At 68.3% G+C, this 17616-nt stretch carries 14 protein-coding genes, 1 tRNA gene and 2 pseudogenes; 6 read left to right on the forward strand and 11 right to left on the reverse strand.

Translation table 11 applies throughout. The features are described from left to right. The first annotated feature begins 140 nt into the window (after window positions 1-140). On the forward strand, window positions 141-1163 hold the full coding sequence (locus ACTRO_RS03725; protein WP_034261150.1) for a S66 family peptidase: 1023 nt from the start codon (window positions 141-143) through the stop codon (window positions 1161-1163). 456 nt (window positions 1164-1619) lie between these two features. Here the strand turns inward: ACTRO_RS03725 and ACTRO_RS03730 are convergent, their stop codons facing one another. The 4 genes from ACTRO_RS03730 to ACTRO_RS03745 form a co-directional block, all read right to left on the reverse strand. Beyond that, window positions 1620-2696: a CU044_5270 family protein gene (locus tag ACTRO_RS03730; RefSeq protein WP_157435731.1), complete on the reverse strand. Its 1077-nt coding sequence runs from the start codon at window positions 2694-2696 to the stop codon at window positions 1620-1622. Continuing rightward, on the reverse strand, window positions 2693-3349 hold the full coding sequence (locus tag ACTRO_RS03735; RefSeq protein WP_051452285.1) for an RNA polymerase sigma factor: 657 nt from the start codon (window positions 3347-3349) through the stop codon (window positions 2693-2695). The genes ACTRO_RS03730 and ACTRO_RS03735 overlap by 4 nt, the downstream gene beginning before the upstream one ends. 753 nt (window positions 3350-4102) lie before the next feature. Beyond that, complete coding sequence (locus ACTRO_RS03740) at window positions 4103-4312, reverse strand: hypothetical protein (protein ID WP_034261153.1); 210 nt, start codon at window positions 4310-4312, stop codon at window positions 4103-4105. 134 nt (window positions 4313-4446) lie between these two features. After that, window positions 4447-5436, reverse strand: coding sequence for an alpha/beta hydrolase (locus ACTRO_RS03745; protein ID WP_051450265.1), 990 nt, complete (start codon window positions 5434-5436; stop codon window positions 4447-4449). A 114-nt stretch (window positions 5437-5550) separates the two neighbouring features. Here ACTRO_RS03745 and ACTRO_RS03750 point away from each other — a divergent pair, with 114 nt between their 5' ends. From ACTRO_RS03750 to ACTRO_RS03760, 3 genes are all read left to right on the forward strand, one after another. Beyond that, window positions 5551-5955, forward strand: coding sequence for a MerR family transcriptional regulator (locus ACTRO_RS03750; protein ID WP_034261155.1), 405 nt, complete (start codon window positions 5551-5553; stop codon window positions 5953-5955). Between the two features lie 437 nt (window positions 5956-6392). After that, window positions 6393-7016: an L-type lectin family protein gene (locus ACTRO_RS03755; RefSeq protein WP_157435733.1), complete on the forward strand. Its 624-nt coding sequence runs from the start codon at window positions 6393-6395 to the stop codon at window positions 7014-7016. A gap of 88 nt (window positions 7017-7104) precedes the next feature. Next, on the forward strand, window positions 7105-7494 hold the full coding sequence (locus ACTRO_RS03760; protein WP_034272940.1) for a PPOX class F420-dependent oxidoreductase: 390 nt from the start codon (window positions 7105-7107) through the stop codon (window positions 7492-7494). 260 nt (window positions 7495-7754) lie between these two features. Here ACTRO_RS03760 and ACTRO_RS03765 read toward each other — a convergent pair whose 3' ends face one another. Further along, window positions 7755-9023 carry an ISL3 family transposase gene (locus ACTRO_RS03765; protein WP_034261159.1) on the reverse strand — a complete coding sequence of 423 codons (1269 nt, stop codon included), beginning with the start codon at window positions 9021-9023 and terminating at the stop codon, window positions 7755-7757. A gap of 273 nt (window positions 9024-9296) precedes the next feature. Next, complete coding sequence (locus ACTRO_RS03770; protein ID WP_034261161.1) at window positions 9297-10193, reverse strand: LysR family transcriptional regulator; 897 nt, start codon at window positions 10191-10193, stop codon at window positions 9297-9299. Between the two features lie 122 nt (window positions 10194-10315). On the opposite strand from ACTRO_RS03770, the gene ACTRO_RS03775 reads away from it, so the two are divergent. Beyond that, on the forward strand, window positions 10316-11203 hold the full coding sequence (locus ACTRO_RS03775) for an NmrA family NAD(P)-binding protein (RefSeq protein ID WP_034261163.1): 888 nt from the start codon (window positions 10316-10318) through the stop codon (window positions 11201-11203). 151 nt (window positions 11204-11354) lie between these two features. After that, a complete protein-coding gene (locus ACTRO_RS03780; protein ID WP_034261165.1) occupies window positions 11355-11942 on the forward strand; it encodes an NADPH-dependent FMN reductase in 588 nt (195 codons plus the stop codon). A 379-nt stretch (window positions 11943-12321) separates the two neighbouring features. Here ACTRO_RS03780 and ACTRO_RS48585 read toward each other — a convergent pair. From ACTRO_RS48585 to ACTRO_RS03805, 5 genes and pseudogenes are all read right to left on the reverse strand, one after another. Beyond that, a pseudogene (locus tag ACTRO_RS48585) lies at window positions 12322-13074 on the reverse strand (calcium-binding protein); the annotation flags it as partial. 78 nt (window positions 13075-13152) lie between these two features. Next, a complete protein-coding gene (locus tag ACTRO_RS03790; protein WP_051450266.1) occupies window positions 13153-13689 on the reverse strand; it encodes a DUF6398 domain-containing protein in 537 nt (178 codons plus the stop codon). A 454-nt stretch (window positions 13690-14143) separates the two neighbouring features. Further along, a pseudogene (locus ACTRO_RS03795) lies at window positions 14144-15393 on the reverse strand (IS256 family transposase). A gap of 1149 nt (window positions 15394-16542) precedes the next feature. Then, window positions 16543-16614: transfer RNA gene (locus tag ACTRO_RS03800), tRNA-Val, on the reverse strand. A 218-nt stretch (window positions 16615-16832) separates the two neighbouring features. After that, window positions 16833-17600: a TetR/AcrR family transcriptional regulator gene (locus tag ACTRO_RS03805; RefSeq protein ID WP_051450267.1), complete on the reverse strand. Its 768-nt coding sequence runs from the start codon at window positions 17598-17600 to the stop codon at window positions 16833-16835. Window positions 17601-17616: the final 16 nt, after the last annotated feature.

Consider the following 17616-nt stretch of genomic DNA (forward strand, 5'->3'; position numbering starts at 1 on the left):
ACGCTCATCGCCGACTTGGCCGACCTGCGTGAGGCCGCGCGGCGCGCCCTGGCCTGGGACTTGGTGTCCGCTTCTGGGAGAGGGCCCACCCGTCGAGAATTCGATGTGCTTGATCCATCTGCCCGGTTAGGCTCGCCTCCATGCGATTCCCCTCTCCCTTGCGCCCTGGCGACCGTGTCGCCGTCACCTCCCCCTCCAGCGGCGTACCGGATGCCATGCGGGCCCGTTTCGGGCGTGCGGTCGAGGCCGTCGCGGCGCGTGGGTATGAAGTGGTGGTGGGCAAATGCATGGACGGCGCCGGACACGTCAGCGCGCCGGCTGCGGAGCGGGCCCGCGAGCTGACGGCGATGCTCACAGACCCGAGCGTGCGGGCAGTGGTGCCGCCCTGGGGCGGGGAAACCGCCATCGACCTGCTACCGCTGCTCGACTGGGAGGCGATAACGGCGGCCGAGCCGACCTGGCTGGTGGGCTTTTCCGACATATCCACGATCCTTACTCCGCTGACCCTTCGAACCGGCATCGCTACGATCCACGGCAACAACCTGATGGACACCCCATACCGGGCTCCCGAGGGATTGCTCACGTGGCTGGAGATCGGTGCCGCTGCACCGGGTGCGACGCTGCGCCAGGATTCGCCCGGCCGGTACCGCTCTGAGGGGTTTGACGACTACCGGACCCACCCGGAGGTCAGCGAGCTCACGCTGGACGCGTCCGGCCGCTGGACGCGCCTGGATAGCACGCAAGCCGTGGAGGTCACCGGCCGCCTGATCGGCGGCTGCATCGAGACGTTGTGTCATCTTGCGGGCACGCCCTTCGCCGACGTGGCGGGCTTCGCCCGACGGCACGCACCCGACGGATTGATCGTCTATGTGGAGGCGGCTGGTGACGACGCGTTCACGATCTGCCGCGCCCTCCATGGTATGCGCCTGGCGGGGTTCTTCGACGAAGCCAACGCCATCGTGGTCGGCCGTACCACAGCCGCCGACACCGCCAGCCTCACCCAGCACGAGGCCGTCTTCGACGCCCTGTCCGTTCTTGGCGTGCCGATCATCGCAGATGTCGAATGCGGACACGTCGTGCCCTACATGCCGCTGGTAAACGGAGCCCAAGCCCGCCTGGTGTTCAGCGACACCGAGAACTCTCTCACCCAGACCCTCGCGTGAGAGGGGATGATAGTTCGCCGTATAGGCAGTGGGGAACGGCAGTGAACTTCGAGATCACCTTCGGCGGACGCGTGTCCGCCGACCGCAAGGAGAACGCCTCACAAGGCGGTTACGTCGACAGATTGTACGGATCCTCAGGGTGTCCTGCCCGGCCTGCTTGAGGCGGGCCGCGGGGCGGGTGGGCTGCCTGCAGGCGTACCGGGCGGCCGTGGCGCTCGGCCCCTTCCTCGTCGATCAGCGCATCGAGTGGCGGCGATCCATTGCGGGCGTGCGGAGATGGCGTCCGTGTACGCACGAGGCCCAGATGTGATGTCCGTACGGCCGCGTCGACTCCACACGGTCAGTCGCGCACGGAGCGGCACCACTCGGGCGGACGACGATTCAATCGCAGGTCAGCCGGAGCGTTAGCGGTCGGAGGGTCATGCTCCCCGAGCGGTGCCGTTCACATACTCGGCGTCAGTCGATGGCGGTGACTGGCGGCTGGCCCTCGGCGTCGGCGATGCCGCGGGCCAGGACGGCGGTCAGGCCGACCAGCATGCCCGCTTTGCCGCCGTCGGTGTCTCGGGTGAGATAATCGCGCTCTCCGAGGAAGCGGTAGGTACCGGCGGCGAAGATCCACTCGTGGCGCTCGCCTTGGCCGTCCTCGATGGCGATGCCGAAGCCGTGGCGTCCGGCCGCGTCCGTGGCATCGCCGGTGGCCACGACGCCCGGGATGAGCGCTGCGGCGCGATAGAGGGTCGCTTCGGCCTGCGGGGTCGGGACGGTGGTGGACAGGATGCCCCCGATCGCCAGGAACTCGCGGACGTTGTCCGGGTATTCGTAGTCGGAGTCCAGGCCGGCGTGGATGATCGCGAGTACCTGGCGCGGGTCGCTCGGCAGCTGCGCCACCCATGCGGTGGTGGGGTTCGCCACCGGCGGAACAGTGCTCTGCCCGGCCGGGATCGCCGCGACCATCGGCGTGTCCCGGCCGTTCTGCCGGAACATCCCGCGGTTTGCGCCGGACGCCTGGGCGTACCAGGTCTCCCTGGTGGTCATCGGCTGCATCGTCCAGGGCGCCTGGGCCTCCTGGGCGTACTCGGAGATGGTCTTGACGTAGACGTACTCGCCGGATGCCACTGGTCGCGCTGGGCTCGCCTCGGCCGCGTCGGCCATCTGGTCCAAGACGACGGACGCCTGGGCGACCTCGCCTGCATGCAGGGTGACGATCGGTACGGGGGCGGCGCCGCCCGCTCCGCCCCCCGCGTGAAGGATCACGGTGCCGGCCACGGCGACCGCGGCGGTCAGGGCTAGTGCCGTCAATCCGGCGGGACGCAGGGTCATGCGGGTGCGCAACACGCTGCGTGAGGTCGGTCGCATGCCGGGCCGGGGCTCGGCTTCGAGGTCGGAGTGAAGGGTTTTGTCGTGGATGTGTTGCATGAGTGTCTCCCGGTCTCGGGCGAGGCGGTCGGCGGGAAGCGCCCGATCCGCCGCCTCCGGCAGCAGACGCAGCAGCCGGTCAGCCTCGCGATCGGCGCGGTCTTCGGCGGGGATCATCGGGTTGCCTCCCATCGGGTCCGGGTCGTTTCTGCACGACCGGTATTCAGCTGTCCGGCGGCGCCGTTCGGTTCCCGGGTTCCGCGTGCCGCGGCTCTCGGCTCCCGCGAGGTCTGCGCGACCCGCCGGCGCACCTTGGCCCTGGCCCGGGAGATCCGGGAACGGACCGTGCCGACCGGGATTCCGAGCGCCTCAGCCGCTTCCTCGTAGCTGAGCTCTGCCCACACGCACAGCGCGAGCAGTTCGCGTTCCTCGGGCCTGAGCCGGGCGAGCGCCTCGCGGGTCGCGCGCACGAGCGCGTCGTTGTCCACGGAACGCGCGACCTCGTCCGCGATGTCGGGCATCGAATGCTGCGAATACGCGGGCAGGCGCGCGGTGAGCATCCATCCGCGGCGGGCCGCGCGGTTGTGGTTGCGCGCGAGGTTGGTGGCGATCCCGAGCAGCCACGGCCGCAGGGTGCCGCCCCCGGGTTCGATCCGGCCCCGCACACGCCACGCCTCGAGGAACACCGCCGACATGACGTCCTGCGCCGCCGACCAGTCGCCGATCAGCCGGAAGACGTGATTGCACACGGCCTCGGCATATCGGTCGAACAACAGTCCGAACGCGTCGGGATCACCGTCCCGGACCCTGCTACGGAGCTCGTCCCTGATCTCTTCCACGGTCCCTAACTGTCGCCCGCGGCTCCCCGGTTCCCGTGGCCTACGTCACACACCGCCGATCGCCCCCCCGCGCACGCGGGAAACGGCCCGGCATACGAGATCACCACATCAGGGCGGCGCCCGTCCAGCGCGGCCGCTTTGCGCAGGATCTCCTTCTCTTTCCGCAGCTCGCCACCTCGCGCCGCAGCCGATGCAGTGGAGTGGACCCCGAGACCCGACATTGGCCGCCGCGCTCAGCCGGGGTGGGTGCGCCGAGGGCTGAGTAGTTATCCCCATCGATACCAACCCGACAGCGCCGAGCGGTTCCGGTCGAAGAGGGTGATCGCTCCGTCGCTGGGCGAGCGCTGGGCGAGCGGATGGGCGCGAACTGCGTGGGACTACCGGGCATCGGTAGGACGCGACCGGGATGGGAAAACCGGACGGAGCCTCGGAAAACGGACATCGCAACCCGAGCCGGTATATTCGGTATCTGATCTATGTCGTCTACATATGGGCACGCAGGCTCTACAACAGGTGAACGCTCGTCTGCCGCAGGATCGGAGGCTGGGCCCGGCCCGGCCCACATCACTTGCGCTCGGCGCAAGCAAGGCGCAACAAGGCCCAGTGGCCAGTCAGCTCGCCGAACGCTGACTGGCCCAGGAGCCCGGCGCGGTCGGCGTCTATGTCGTCGGCTGGTACCTGTGTCCCGAGTGGAAGCCAAGGAACGCGCGAGACTGGGCTGCCTCGGCGACGGCGTCCGCTCAATCAGGGCGCGGTGATACTCCCGGCGAATGCGAACACGGTGAGGGCCGGGTATTCGTCGTCACGGTCTGGAGTCGGCCGGTAGGAGTGGACCTGGCCGCCGAACGACAACTCGATCGTGGCGTCCAGGGGAGTGAAGTCCAGGGTTCGGCCGTCCGCCGGGCCGCCGCGCAGAACGATGTTGGGGTGTCCCTGCAAGTCGTTGTTGTCCATGTCGACTCGGGTGACCGCTCAGGCACCGGCCACACGGGTGCTGCCTGCAGTAGCCGGCCGCCTTCGTCGGCGGCCCCGAATGGCTCGGGTCCACTGCCAAGGGAGCACTGCTCTAGGTCTCGCCGTCGTCGTGTTCACGTCGTGTTCGCGACGTGAACGGCGGATGCCGGGGCCGGGCGGATGAGGGTGAATGCTGCGCGCAGGGCGTGCGACGCGTCGGCGAGCGCCACCTCGGCGTCGTCGAAGGGATGGCGCAGGAACTCGTGGATCATGCCGTCGTAGCGCTTGACTACGACCGGGACCCCCGCTTCCGCCAGACGCGCTCCGTACTGCTCGCCTTCGTCGCGCAGCGCGTCGTATTCGGCGGTGATGATGAAGGCCGGAGGTAGACCGCCGAGGTCCGGCTCCAGCAGAGGCGATACCGAGGGATCGAGCTTCTGCGCCTCGCTGGAGAGATAGTGGTCCATGAACCACTGTTGCGCCTCACGGGTCACATTGCCGTACTGGCCGGCGAGCTCGGTGATCGAACGGTTGGTCCGGCGGAAGTCGACATCGGGATAGATCAGCAGCTGGAAGACGATGCGGGGTGCGCCGACAGCCCGGGCTTTGAGCGCGACGACGGTGGCGAGGTTTCCGCCCGCGCTGTCGCCCGCCACCGCGAGGCGCGCCGGGTCGATGCCGAGCTCTTCGGCGTGCTGTGCGATCCACGCGGTCGCGGCGAATCCCGCCTCGACGGGGGCGGGAAACTTGTGCTCCGGCGCCAGCGGATAGCCGACCGAGGCCACCACGCTGCCGGATCCTTCGGCGAGGGCCCGGGCGAGGCCGTCGTGGGAGTCCAGATCGCCGAGCACGTAGCCGCCGCCGTGGAAGAACACGACGACCGGCGGCGCGCTGCCGTCGTCCGACACGCCCAGGGGGCGGTAAAGGCGCACGGGGATCTCTCCGGCGCCGGTCGCGATCACACGGTCTGTCACCTCCGCGACCTGTGTGGGGTTTCGCGTCGAGAGCTGGGTCAGATGGCGCGCGCCCGCGCGGGCCTGTTCCGGGCTGACCGTGTGCAGGGCGGCGAAATTCGCCGCGGCGAGTCGCTCTAGGTGGGCGGCGACTTGAGGGTGTAGCGGCATGGCATGTCTCCTCCGGGGCGGGTCGGGTTGTTTCCCGGCCTCAGCTTTTCCCCTAGGATCCGACTTGAAGCGTGGTTCAAGTCAACCGCGGCAACGAAACGAGGAGGCTCGGCCATGCCCGCGACGATCGGGACGGATCGGGTTCGACTGGATATCGCGGATGTGGCGGCACGCACGGGTATGGCCGCCTCGGGACTGCGTTACTACGAGAAGCGCGGGCTGATCGAGTCGGCCGGCCGCAACGGACTTCGCCGCACGTACGCGCTCGACGTCGTCGACCGCATCACCGTGATCAGCTGTGCGAAGGCCGCGGGATTCACGCTTGCGCAGATCGCCCGCTTCCTCGCGGCCACGCCCTCGGACACCGAGCTTCGGCGGCGGATGGCCGAGCGGGCGGACGAGCTCGAAGCGGACATCGCGCGGCTCATCCGGATGCGCGACAGCCTTCGGCACGCCGCGACCTGCGACCACGTTCCGCTGGTGGAGTGCCCGGAGTTCAAGGGCGAACTCGGTATCTGAGCACACTGCGCCGGCGCACCCCGAAGTGTCCGATCTGCATGATCGCGCAGCTCTTATAGGAGAAATAGCCCGATTGCGTTTCCCGCTCGTGCGCCGTCGTACAGGATCCGCGGTACGCGATAAGCTGCCTTATAGCAAGGCTCTGTGTCGGACCGCTCTCCGTGGGCGCCGCCGCCGGGACGTGGGGAGCCACGGCTGTCACCCCCGCACCCTCGTCAAGCCCCTGCCCGCCACGCCCCTGTCCGGCAGAGCAAGTCGCTGCCGGCCGAGTCTCCATTTGCCAAGCGCCCCAAGCCTGGTACATCCACAACGGGCTCAGTGCTCCTGTCGGAGACGTTCGCCGGCCCGTCCGTCGCCGACCCCGGATTCCTTCCGCTCGACCCGGCAACGGCGGGCTCCAGGTGACGTTCAAGCAGTATCAGTACGGCGGCAACGGCGTGGACGGCATCGGGTTCTTCCTGGTGAACGGCACGATCAACCTGACGACGGCGGGCGCGGGCGGCGGATCGCTCGGCTACGCGCAGCGGAATTTGACGCTCGGCATCGACGGCGGCTACCTGGGCATCGGGCTCGACGCCTACGGCACCTTCGCTGACGATGCCGAGCTGCTGGGCCAGGGTCGCGCCGCACCGGACACCTCGCCGGTGACCAGCGGCAACCCGGTCACCGACACGGTGACCGTGCGCGGACCGGGGGAGGGGGATTTCGGGTACTGCTGGCTGGACTCGAGAATGACCGCCGATGCCACGACCTCGTCCGGCTTTCCGCACGACGCTGCCAGAGAGTTTCCGCACCGAAGCGAGCCCTACACGGTCAGAGCGGACCGTGCGGATCACTGTCAGTGCCTCGCCCGCGCCGGGCCGTTCCACTGTGAACCGGGTCACCGACCCCGCGCCGCGGATCGACGGAATTGTCGCCGATTGCCGGTTGGTGCGGGCGGATCTCCGTGCCGTCGGTCGCTGCGACGCCGACCTGCCGAAGCGCTGCGCGCACGCTATGCCCGAACCGCGGACTCTCGGCCCGTGAGGGCCGCGCGGTTCACTGGCGATCTCGATCACTGATCGCTGTGATTCCGGGATGAGGCTGGCCGCCGACCCCGCGGTGTGGTGGACTCGGTTCGTATCGGCCCCTCCGGCCTCGGGAGAGATCGTGTCCGTGATCCCTGGCAGCCACGCCGACTTGCTGGAACGGCCTTTGTTCTGCCACCTGGCGACGCTCCGGGCAGACGGCACGCCACACGTGAACCCCATGTGGTTCCTCTGGGACGGCGACTGCCTCTCCTTCACCACTTCGACTCGGCGTGCGAAGTACAGGGAGCTGGTGGACCGGCCCGATGCCGCGGTCTCGATCAACGATCCGGAAGCGCCATACCGGTATCTGGAGGTGCGCGGGCGGGTCGAGCGGATCGAACCCGACACGACCGGGGAGTTCTTCGACGTGCTCGCCAAGCGCTACGGTCTTGCGACGGACGGGCCGGTGGGCGACGCACCCCAGCGGGTGCGCATATTCCTGAGGCCGACCCACACGACGTCTCAGTAGCCGTCCACGCAACCGGCGGGAGCCGTCGGTCCGGTGCGCCGGTAAAAGAAGCGGAGCAGCGCGGGAAGGCCGGCTCACGGTCACTTGTCCGCGAGCTAACCCTGGTACGTTCCCTCGTCCTGACCCCCGTTCCCGAGTGCCGTCGGGGTCGGGAGGTAGATCGCGGCGGTTTAACACTGACAGTAGGCAGCTTCGTCGAAGGCCAGCGATCGTTAGCCTGCGTCGCTGCGGCATTTTGGCCCTCCTGCTGTATCCGTGGGTCAGGTTCGTCCTGGCAGGGTGGGCTTGTAGCCGCCGAGGCTCAGGAGGGCGAGGGCGATGAGGGCTTCGGGGTCGGCGAATCCGAAGGCGAGTCTGGTGATCAGGCGGATCTTCGTGTTGACGGACTCGATCAGGGCGTTGGACAGGTGGTGTTTGAGGGCTGCGTCGATGCTGGCGCGTACCGTTTTGATACGGCGGGCCACGTCGATGAACGCGGGGATGCGGCAGCGCGCGGCCCAGGCGAGCCACCGGTCCAGTGCCTCCCTGCCCTTGGTGCCCTTAACCTTGAATACGTACCGGAGGCCTTCTTTGAGCAGGTAGGCCCGGTAGAGGCGGGGGTCGGTCTTGGCGATCCATTCGATCTTCGCGTGCTGTTGCTCGGTGAGGTCCTCGGGGTTCTTCCACAAGGCCAGCCGGGTGTTCTTCAGCGCCCTGGAGGGCCCGTGCGAGCGCTCGCGGGTGAGTTGGGTGTTGCTGGCCCGGCCTTTCGCGGTGTTCCAGGCCTCGCGCCGGACCTGGTCGAGTGCGTCGGTGGCCCAGGCGATCACGTGGAACGGATCGGCGCATTGCACCGCGTTGGGCAGGTGCTTTTTGACTGCCTGGGCGATGTAGCGCGCGGCGTCGGCGGAGACCAGGATGATCTCGCCGGCGCGGGCGGGGCCGAGGATCTCGAAGAACTCCTCCAGGGTCGCGCTCTCGCGTCCGGTCCCGGCCCACACCAGCCGCCCGGTGTCGTGGTCGACCACGACGGTCAGGTACTTGCGGCCCTTCTTGTATGCGATCTCGTCGATGCCGATCCGGCGCAGCCCGTCGTAGCGGTCGTAGCAGTCCTCCACGTCCTGCCGGTACCGGGCCGGGATCGTCCCGACGGTGCGCCAGGCGATCCTTATCAGCTCGACCACGGCGCTCTTGCTGGTACGGGTGGCGAGGTAGGCGACCTGCCGGTCGAAGTCCACGCTGTGCCCGGCCCCGGCACGCGCCCACGGGATATAGATGACGTTCACCCCGCAGGCACGACACCGCACCCGCGGGACGTCGGCCTCGATGAACACCCGCAGCGTCCCGGCGTCCAGGTGCCGCCAGCGGCGCCGGCCCTCGCCGCGGTCATACCGCGGGCTCTTGCGCCGGCACCGCGAGCAGCGCAGTGCCGCGCCCTTGCGCACCCGCACGTGCGCGACGATCGCGCCACGCTCGGGCTCGAGCTCGACATCCTCGACCACGGCATCCGACAACCCGAGCATCTCGCGCCATACACTGACATCACGCACGCCGTTCTCCGCACTCTACGTTCCATGGCTTGATCACCTCGAAACGTAGTACCGGAACGGCGTGCGGCCGTGTAACGGCACGTCAAACACCCACGGATGCAGCACAAGAGCCGGCATTTTGCAGGGGACGACGTGGCTGGCCGGATGGGTGGGGGTACGGCGGCGAGGCGGCGGTGTGTGTCGTTGCCGGAAGCAGTCCCCGGCTGAGACGAAGCCCAGATCGGAATGCGTGCCTTCATGTATGAAGTCGGCTGGGTGGTTGGGGAGCGGCCGTCAGGCGATGGCGGGAGCGGATTCGGCTCGCGTATGCGTGGCGGCTGCCACTGTGCAGGCGGCGCGCACGAAGGCGGCGAGGGCCGGCGAGCGCGCGTTCTGCGGCCAGATCAGGGTCAGTGCGGCGTCCGGTAGGTCGGTGACGGGCCGGTAAGCGATGCCGGGTCGCACGTAGCGCCGGGCTACGGAGGCGGGCGTGAAGAATACGGCGCTGCCCGTCTCGACGAGGCTGAAGATCTCCGACAGGTTGGAGGCCGGCGGCGCGGCGCCTGGGGCGGGTTCGCCGGGTCGGCCGTGCTTGGCCGGGGATCCGCCGGGAAGTGTGCGGCCGGCCAGGTCGGCCAGGCACAGTCGGGAGTGGGCGGCCAGGGGGTCGGTGGCGGCCACTGCGAGCAGGACCGGCTCAGTCATCAGCGGCTCGCACTCCAGGCCGCGCTCGTCGAACGGGAGCAGCACCAGCCCGACGTCGGCCAGGCCCTCGCGCAGCGCCTGCGGCTGCTCGCCGAATCCGCCCAGGACCAGCTCCGGCGGCACGGCCGCGGCCTCGGAGCCGTAGGCGTCGAGGATCTTCGGGAGCAGGCCGCCGTCGACGTCGGCTTTGAGCGCGATACGCAGTCTGGGCGAACTGCTGCCGGCCTGCCGGGCTCGGTGGGCGGCGGCGGTGACGGCTTCCAGGGCCGTGCGGGCGTCGCGCAGGAGAACGTGGCCGGCGGAGGTGAGCCTGACCTGCCGGGTGGTGCGCTCGAACAGCACCACGCCGAGCTGCCGTTCGAGATCCCGGATCGCGCGGGAGAGCGGGGGCTGGGTCATTTCCAGGCGCGCGGCGGCGCGTCCGAAGTGCAGTTCCTCGGCGACCGCGACGAAGTAGCGCAACTGCTTCACCTCGAGGTCATTCATACTCCCAGGGTACCTATCGCGACCGGATCGGTCCTTCACCCCCGCCGCCGAACCCTGTTGACTGATCACGATCAGGCAGCGGCCTTACGTGCTCCGCTGCCGTCCGAGTCCCGGAGGAATCCATGATCGTCATCACCACGCCGACTGGCACCATCGGAGCGCAGGTCCTCGAGCGCGTACTGGAGCGCGGTGCGGCGGTCCGGGTGATCGCGCGCGATCCCGCCCGGCTCCCGGCGAGGGTGCTCGCCCTTGCCGAGGTGGTGGAAGGCTCCCACGGCGACGTGGGAACCATCACCAAGGCGCTCGAGGGCGCTGAGGGCTTGTTCTGGCTCGTGCCCCCGGCCGGTTTCGGCTATGCCGAAAGCGCCGAGTACTACTACCGGGAGTTCAGTCGGGCCGCCTGCCAGGTGGCCGCGAGCCGAGGTGTGCGGGTGGCGGGCGTCACCAGCCTCGGCCACGGCTACCGAAGCGAGGCAGGGCTCCTTTCGGCCGCGCTGGCGATGGATGAGCAGTTCACGGCTGTCGGCGTGCAATACCGGGCCCTGGCTTTGCCGTTCTTCATGGAGAATCTTCTGCGCCAGGCCCGGGCAATGGTCGAGCAGGGCACCTTCTCGATGGCGAATATCGCGGACCGGCCGCTGCCGACCGTCGCCACCCGGGATGCGGCAGCCGCCGCGGCGGCGTTGCTGCTCGATACGTCCTGGAGCGGCCAAGCCCGCGTCCCCCTGGTCAGCTCCGACAACCTCAGCCCCGACGAGATGGCCGACGTTATCTCCGGGGTCCTCGGCCGCACGGTCGACTACCGTCAGATTCCGCTCGCGGACTATCAGGCCGCGATGGTGCGGCGCGGGGCGAGCCGGGCGGCGGCACAGGACTTCGCAGACATGGTCGAGGCGCAGAACAACGGAATCTACGACGCCGAACCCCGCGATCCCGCCCACGCCGAAGCTGCCGCCACAAGCTTCCGCGAGTGGTGCCACGACGTTCTCACCCCGGCCGTCCAGGCCTGAGTCGCCATCTCCGGGAAGCAGGCGGGGCCACAACAGCGTGCCACGGCCGCTCGCGCCGCGCAGCGGCCCCGAGCGCGCCCCGCCCACCCGCCCGCCAAGCCACGGCTGGCCAGGAACGACCAGACAACTCGACCCACGGAGGAACCCTTACATGCTCGCCAAGCAACAGCACATCGCCGTCGTCATCGGCAGCACACGCCCAACGCGGATCTGCGCGCGCATTGCGGCATGGGCGTGCGAGGGGATTGAAAAAGACAGCGACCTGCATTACGAACTGCTCGACCTCGCCGAGGTCGACCTGCCCTTCCTCGACGAGCCGCTCAAAGCCGCGCTCGGGAACTATCAGAATGAGTATACTCGATCCTGGAGTCAGACCGTGGAGTCCTACGACGGGTTCTTGTTCGTGTTCCCGCAGTACAACTGGGGCTACCCGGCGGTGCTCAAGAACGCGCTGGACTATCTCTACCGGGAGTGGCACGAGAAGCCGGCCGGCTTCATCACCTACGGCACCCGAGGCGGAGTCAAGGCCGCCGAACAGTTCACCGAGGTTCTCCGAGGACTGCGTATGCGAGTAGTGGACCACGTGGGGGCCGTGATCACCGATGCCGACGTCGACGAGGACTGGCAGCTGAGGGACATCGACGCCACCCTCGGACCCGTCCTACCCGCGCTCGCCGCCATCGACCTCCAACTGACCGAGGCGCTCGCAGAACCCCAGAGACATCCCGTCCAAAGGTGAGGCACCCGCCTTCGTCGCAGTGGCCTGCCGGAGGCCGAGCGGGCAGCGATCGAGCCGGAGCCATGCATGAGGCTAGCGTCGCAAGATACGAGGAGGTCCTGTCCGACGCATTGACGGGATCCCTCGCTGCGGCGGCGGGCCGAACATGCTTTTCCTTTACGCCGCCGGACCCGCTTCATCATCCCGGCAGGCTCTTCACCTCCCTACTTCCTGGACACTCACGCCTCCTGCCAAACACGGAACATGGGACACGTAAGAGCTCGATTCCGCGGTCCGGTGCCCGACCGTGCCGCGACGCCACCGCGCCACCGCGCCACCGCGCCACCGCGCCATCGCGCGGCCTGGCCTCATGATGGCTCCCCTCGCACGGGTGGGGGAGTCAGCCGCCGATTTTTACCGCGCGCCGCACGTCGTCGGCGTACGCGCCAGGTTGCTCCCATGCTGCGAAGTGCCCGCCGGCACGGTGTTGCACGTAGCCTCGGATGTTCAGGAACGCCTCCGCGTAGCTGCGCGGCTCGGGTTTGATGTCGTGTGCGAAGACCGACAGGATGGTCGGGGTCTCGACGCGCTCGGGAAGAGCAGCCGGCTCGGTGTACGGACCGAACGACGTTCCGATCGTGCCGGTCGCCCAATAGGCGGTCACCCAGGTCAGCAGCTCGTCCATGGTGAAGGCCGATTCGTCGGACCAGGACTGTAGCTTCTCGACGATCCACGCCGCGAGCCCGGCGGGTGAGTCGCCGAGGGCGACGGCGAGCGTGTTCGGCCGGGTCGACTGCTCGGCGATGTACCCGCCCTCGGTCCTGAACCAGCGCGCCGAGGAATCAAGGTAGGCCACGGCGTCGGGCGTGAGGCTCGAGCGATCGGAGTAGCGCCAGTCGGCGACTGCTTCGCTCGTTGCCTCGTCCGCGCCGTGCCCGACGTCGAGTTGGGAGAGCGGCACGGCGAGCGCGTCGGTGGGGCGGTGGCCCCAGCGAATGAGGACGAACATCCCGCATTCGCACTTGTCTTCCCTCGCCATTCCGAGAGCCTCGACCTCGTCACCGACGCGCAGCGGGGAGATCTGCCGCGCGGCGTCGCAGACGGCGGTGAAGGGGAACGCGATGCAGTCTTGCAGGTAGTAGTACCGGCCCCATCGCCTGCTCTTCGGGGCCGTATGCGTCGACGATCACCTCGTCGTGGAGAGCGGGTTTCGGCCTCGCCCGGTGAGGGCTCACTCGCCGCCGCCTTCGCCTGGCGACATGAAGGGAAGGATGCCGGTTTCGACGAGGGCACGCTGGGACTTCTCCGGTAGCCACCGGGCGTCGATCGGGAGCCCGTTGATCTCGATAAGCCAGGCAAACGGGCTCTTCTCGATCATCTCGCGGCGGGAGAATTCGGGGTCGAACCGGCCGATGCCGAGCCGGTCGTGGATGAGCGCTCCCTTGTTGCCCATGGTCGTCTGCTTGACGCCGAGCAGGTCGGCGAGCTGCTCGGTGCGCAGATGCGGACGCTGGGCCGGGTCGGCGAGGAAGTTGACCCAGCCGACGGTGTGCACGATGCCGGCCGCCCAGATGCGTCGATCCCCGCGGCGCAGTGGGAAGGGCCGTTTGCGGGCGAGTTCGGCGGCCAGATCACGGCACAGGTCGGCGTACTCACCATCGAGGTGTTCGCCGCAGAACTCATCGGTGATCTGCACGATCTCGCCGAGGACTGCCCACTCCGCTTTCGGCACGCGCTGCTGCGCCATCCATGAGGCCGACTCGGCCACCTGCGCGCACCCCTCCCGATTTAGATGAGATCTGCTGCTCTCGGCATGGTCAGCTTACCGAGATTCCATCAGTTCCCGCGCACGATCAGCTGATTCGGATCCCGGCGCAGAAGCGGAAGAGACAGAGCCGTCCGCGCGCCATGGCGCGCTGGTGGCGACAAGCCATTTTAGTACACATGTTCGATGCCGATGGCGGTCGATCCGTAGCCCGCCTCAACCCGGCCGCTGCTACACAGCGTGTTTTGACGGCGGCTGCGCATCTGATTCGTGTGGCCTGCCTCTGCGGGCCCGGACGCGCGAAAGAGGTGGAACTCGTTCCTGGCGCCATACTCGGAGGGGCAGCAAGAAGGCTGCCGGGGCCGTGTCGCGACTCGAGTGGGCGATCACGCGGCGTGCCCATGGGTCACGTCCATTGTGGTGGTGTAAGGCCACCGGTTGATCCGTGGTCACCAGTTTATGCAGTGAGGGGGACGAGGGCTGTTTCTGTGCCCTGATTTCCCTCGATCGTGTGAGCGGTGCCGATCTTGCGGCAGCGCTCGAGGACTTCGGCGCCCATGTACCGGCGCTGTTCGGTCCACTCGTCGGACTGCTCGGCCAGCACGGCGCCGACCAGGCGGATGATCGCGTCGCGGTCGGGGAAGATCCCGACGACGTCGGTGCGCCGGCGGATCTCCTTGTTCAGCCGCTCCTGGGGGTTGTTCGACCAGATCTGGCGCCACACCTCCCGGGGATAGGCGGCGAACGCGAGCAGGTCCTCGCGGGCGTGCTCGAGGTGCTCGGCGGCCTTGGGGAACTTCTCGTCGAGCGCTGCGATCACGCTGGCCTCTGGGTGCGCACGGCCTGTTCGTCGGGCTGCTCGAAGACGGTGCGCAGCAGCGTGGCCACCCACGGAGCGGCGCTCTTCGGCACCTGGTTCATCAAGTTCCTTGCATAATGGGTGCGGCACCTCTGCCAGGCGGCCCCCGGCAGCACCGCGCCGATCGCGTCGATCAGGCCGCCGTGGGCGTCGGAGACGACCAGCTGCACTCCGGACAGGCCACGGGCGAGCAGGGAGCGCAGGAACGCGACCCAGCCCGAGCCGTTCTCGCTGCCGGTGACATCGACCCCGAGGATCTCGCGGTGCCCCTCGGCGTTCACGCCGACCGCGACGAGACAGGCGACGTTGATCACCCGGCCGCCCTCGCGCACCTTCTGCATCAGCGCGTCGACCCACACGAACGTGTACGGCGAGCCGTCGAGCGGCCGGTTGCGAAACTCCGCCACCCGCGCATCGAGCGTCTTCGCCATCTCGCTCACCTGCGACTTCGACAGCGCCGTCACCCCCAGGCTCTGCGCGAGCTTCTCCACCCGTCGGGTGGAGACCCCGAGCAGGTAGCAGGTGGCCACCACGCTGATCAGTGCCTGTTCCGCACGGGAACGGCGCTCGAGCAGCCACTCCGGGAAGTACGAACCCGTGCGCAGCTTCGGGATCGCCAGCTCCACGCTGCCGGCCCGGGTGTCCCAGGCCCGCGGCCGGTAGCCGTTGCGCGAGTTCACCCGCTCCTCGCTCGGCCGGCCGTAGGCCGCGCCGCACAGCGCGTCGGCCTCGGCGCCCATCAGCTGCTGGGCGAACAGGGCCACCATCGCCCGGAGCATGTCGGGACTCGCCGAGGCGAGGTTCTCCTCCAACGCAGCAGCGAACGGCAGACTATCTACAGCGGTCATCGATCTGATCCTGTCTTCGAGTTCTTGGTCGTTCTCGAAGGATCAGCCGGTGGCCGCCTCGCATCCGGGCACCACGCCCGCCATACGAGGCAGCATCACTCCATCGCGAAGATCAGCCGTACACCACTTCCTTGGACGTAACCGTGCCCATGTGATGCCTACCGACTTCGGACCGCCTGAATCAGTGCTTGAACAGAGAGCGTCTGTCAGCGCTGGTGGTGTCCAAGCTGCGGCTTGGACACCACCATGCGTGTATGGTTATGCGCCGGGGTCGGCTGCGACTTGTTGGTGGCGAATTGCGATTACATTAGTCCGATCGAATGACGTGCGTGGCGTTGACGTGACCCAGCTGCTGCATCGATACTGGTTATAGAGCCTTTGTGCTTCCAGTGGCTAGCAGTGTCCGGCCAGCTGCGTGGCGGAGTGCTCGAGCGTGAAATGCCCGATTTGGCGCATCGAATTACGTCTGCATAATTTTCGATACACCCCTCCCGTAATGAACCCCTGCGGTGAACTCGGATCAGTGGCGGCGGCGTTACGGCGCCAACGGACGGACATGGCTGCAGTTGGGGTGATCGTAACGGCTTTACGGGCTGGTCGGTCCAGATGGTGCACGTTCGATGCTGTTGAGTGCTAGTGGACGAATGGAGGAGGCCAGCTTCCCCTTCAGCGGCCGCATGCAACTGCGGCGAACGAGTTGCAATAGTTGCAGACAGTAGAAGCTCTTCGGAGTGGCACCGAAGAGTTCTAACGAGGTTTCAGCGACTTGTGTTTGAGTCGATGGACTGCGCCGGAGCGACTGCATGGCCGTGATTCCGGTTCCTTCCTGAGCGCGAGATCCTAACGAGTCGTCGGAACTGATTGGCGACGACCTCGAACTCACTTCCGTCGGCGCCGTCTCTCGGGGAGCTGAAGGCCGTTGAGTCAGGCGAGTGGAATCAGGCGGCGTGGAAACGGGTCAACGGGTCAGTGTTGTTGACGGCAGTCGCGGACGGTTGAATACCGTTCCGTGTTGTTCTCGATGCAGAGCGGGATTCTCCGGGCGCCGCTCCCATGGCGCTCCCTGCTCCCACGCTTATGGGAGCAGATACAAGTAAAGCCCATGATTACCTTTCGGTAACACATGGGCCTGACCTGCGTACTTCGCGGTGGGCGATACTGGGATCGAACCAGTGACCTCTTCGGTGTGAACGAAGCGCTCTCCCGCTGAGCTAATCGCCCGCGACGTGGAAACAGTAGCAGGTGCGGGGGCGCGGGATCCAATCCGTTGCGGGGGCGCGAACGCCGGGGGAGCAGTTGGAGGCGCCGCTGGGCACGGCCGGGCACGGCTGGCGGCCGGCGCCGCCCTCCCCGGACGCCGCCCGCGCCACTCCGCCTCGCCCCCGGCCCGCCGCGCCCCACCTCAGCCCGCGTCGCCCCGCCTCACCCACCCCGGCTTCTCAACTCCCCGGCGGCGTCGGCAGTGCCCGGCAGGCGGCGCCTTTGCCGCGGTGGCGGGGGGTTTCGCGGCCGCCGTACTTCCAGCCGACCATGCAGGCGTCGATCTGCTCGTCGTCGAGGGGAGGGGCGGGGAGCGGGGGGTGCTCGGTGGGGTGGCCCTGCTGGTCGCGGCCGGCGCGCATGCCGTCGAGGACGATGGCGAGGAAGCGCTGCCAGGCGTCGGGGGCGGCGACGGCGGTGAACTCGGCGGCGCCGAGGACGGCCACCTCGAGCACGCCGACGTCGGTGGACGTCAGGTCCTCGCGCAGGTCGCCCTCTTGCTGGGCGCGGTGCACGAGGCGGTCGAGCGGGGGCTTGAGGTGGTCTCTGAGCACGTCGTGCTCGGGGTTGGGGGAGCGCTGGGAGAGCATCACGTCGCGCAGGCCGCGGTCGGCGGTCTGCATCTGCAGCACCGAGGTCATGAAGTGGCGCAGGCCGTCCCAGGCTCGCGGCTCCGCTTCGGCCTCGTCGACGATGTGCATGATCTCGTTGATACCGTCGTCGAACAGCGCGTCGATGAGTGCTTCGCGGTTGGGGAACCTGCGGTACACCGTGCCCACGCCCAGGCCCGCTTCCCGGGCCACCTCGTCAAGGGTGGCCTCGAGCCCGCGCTGGGCGAACACGACCCGTGCCGCGCGCAGGATCAGCAGGCGGTTGCGCTCGGCATCCCGGCGCAAGGGCCGCGGCTTCGTCGTCGCGTATCCCTGGTCCATCGCGTCCGCGTCCATCACTCGCAGCCTACTC

It is taken from the genome of Actinospica robiniae DSM 44927, assembly GCF_000504285.1.
Taxonomy (GTDB): Bacteria; Actinomycetota; Actinomycetes; order Streptomycetales; family Catenulisporaceae; genus Actinospica; species Actinospica robiniae.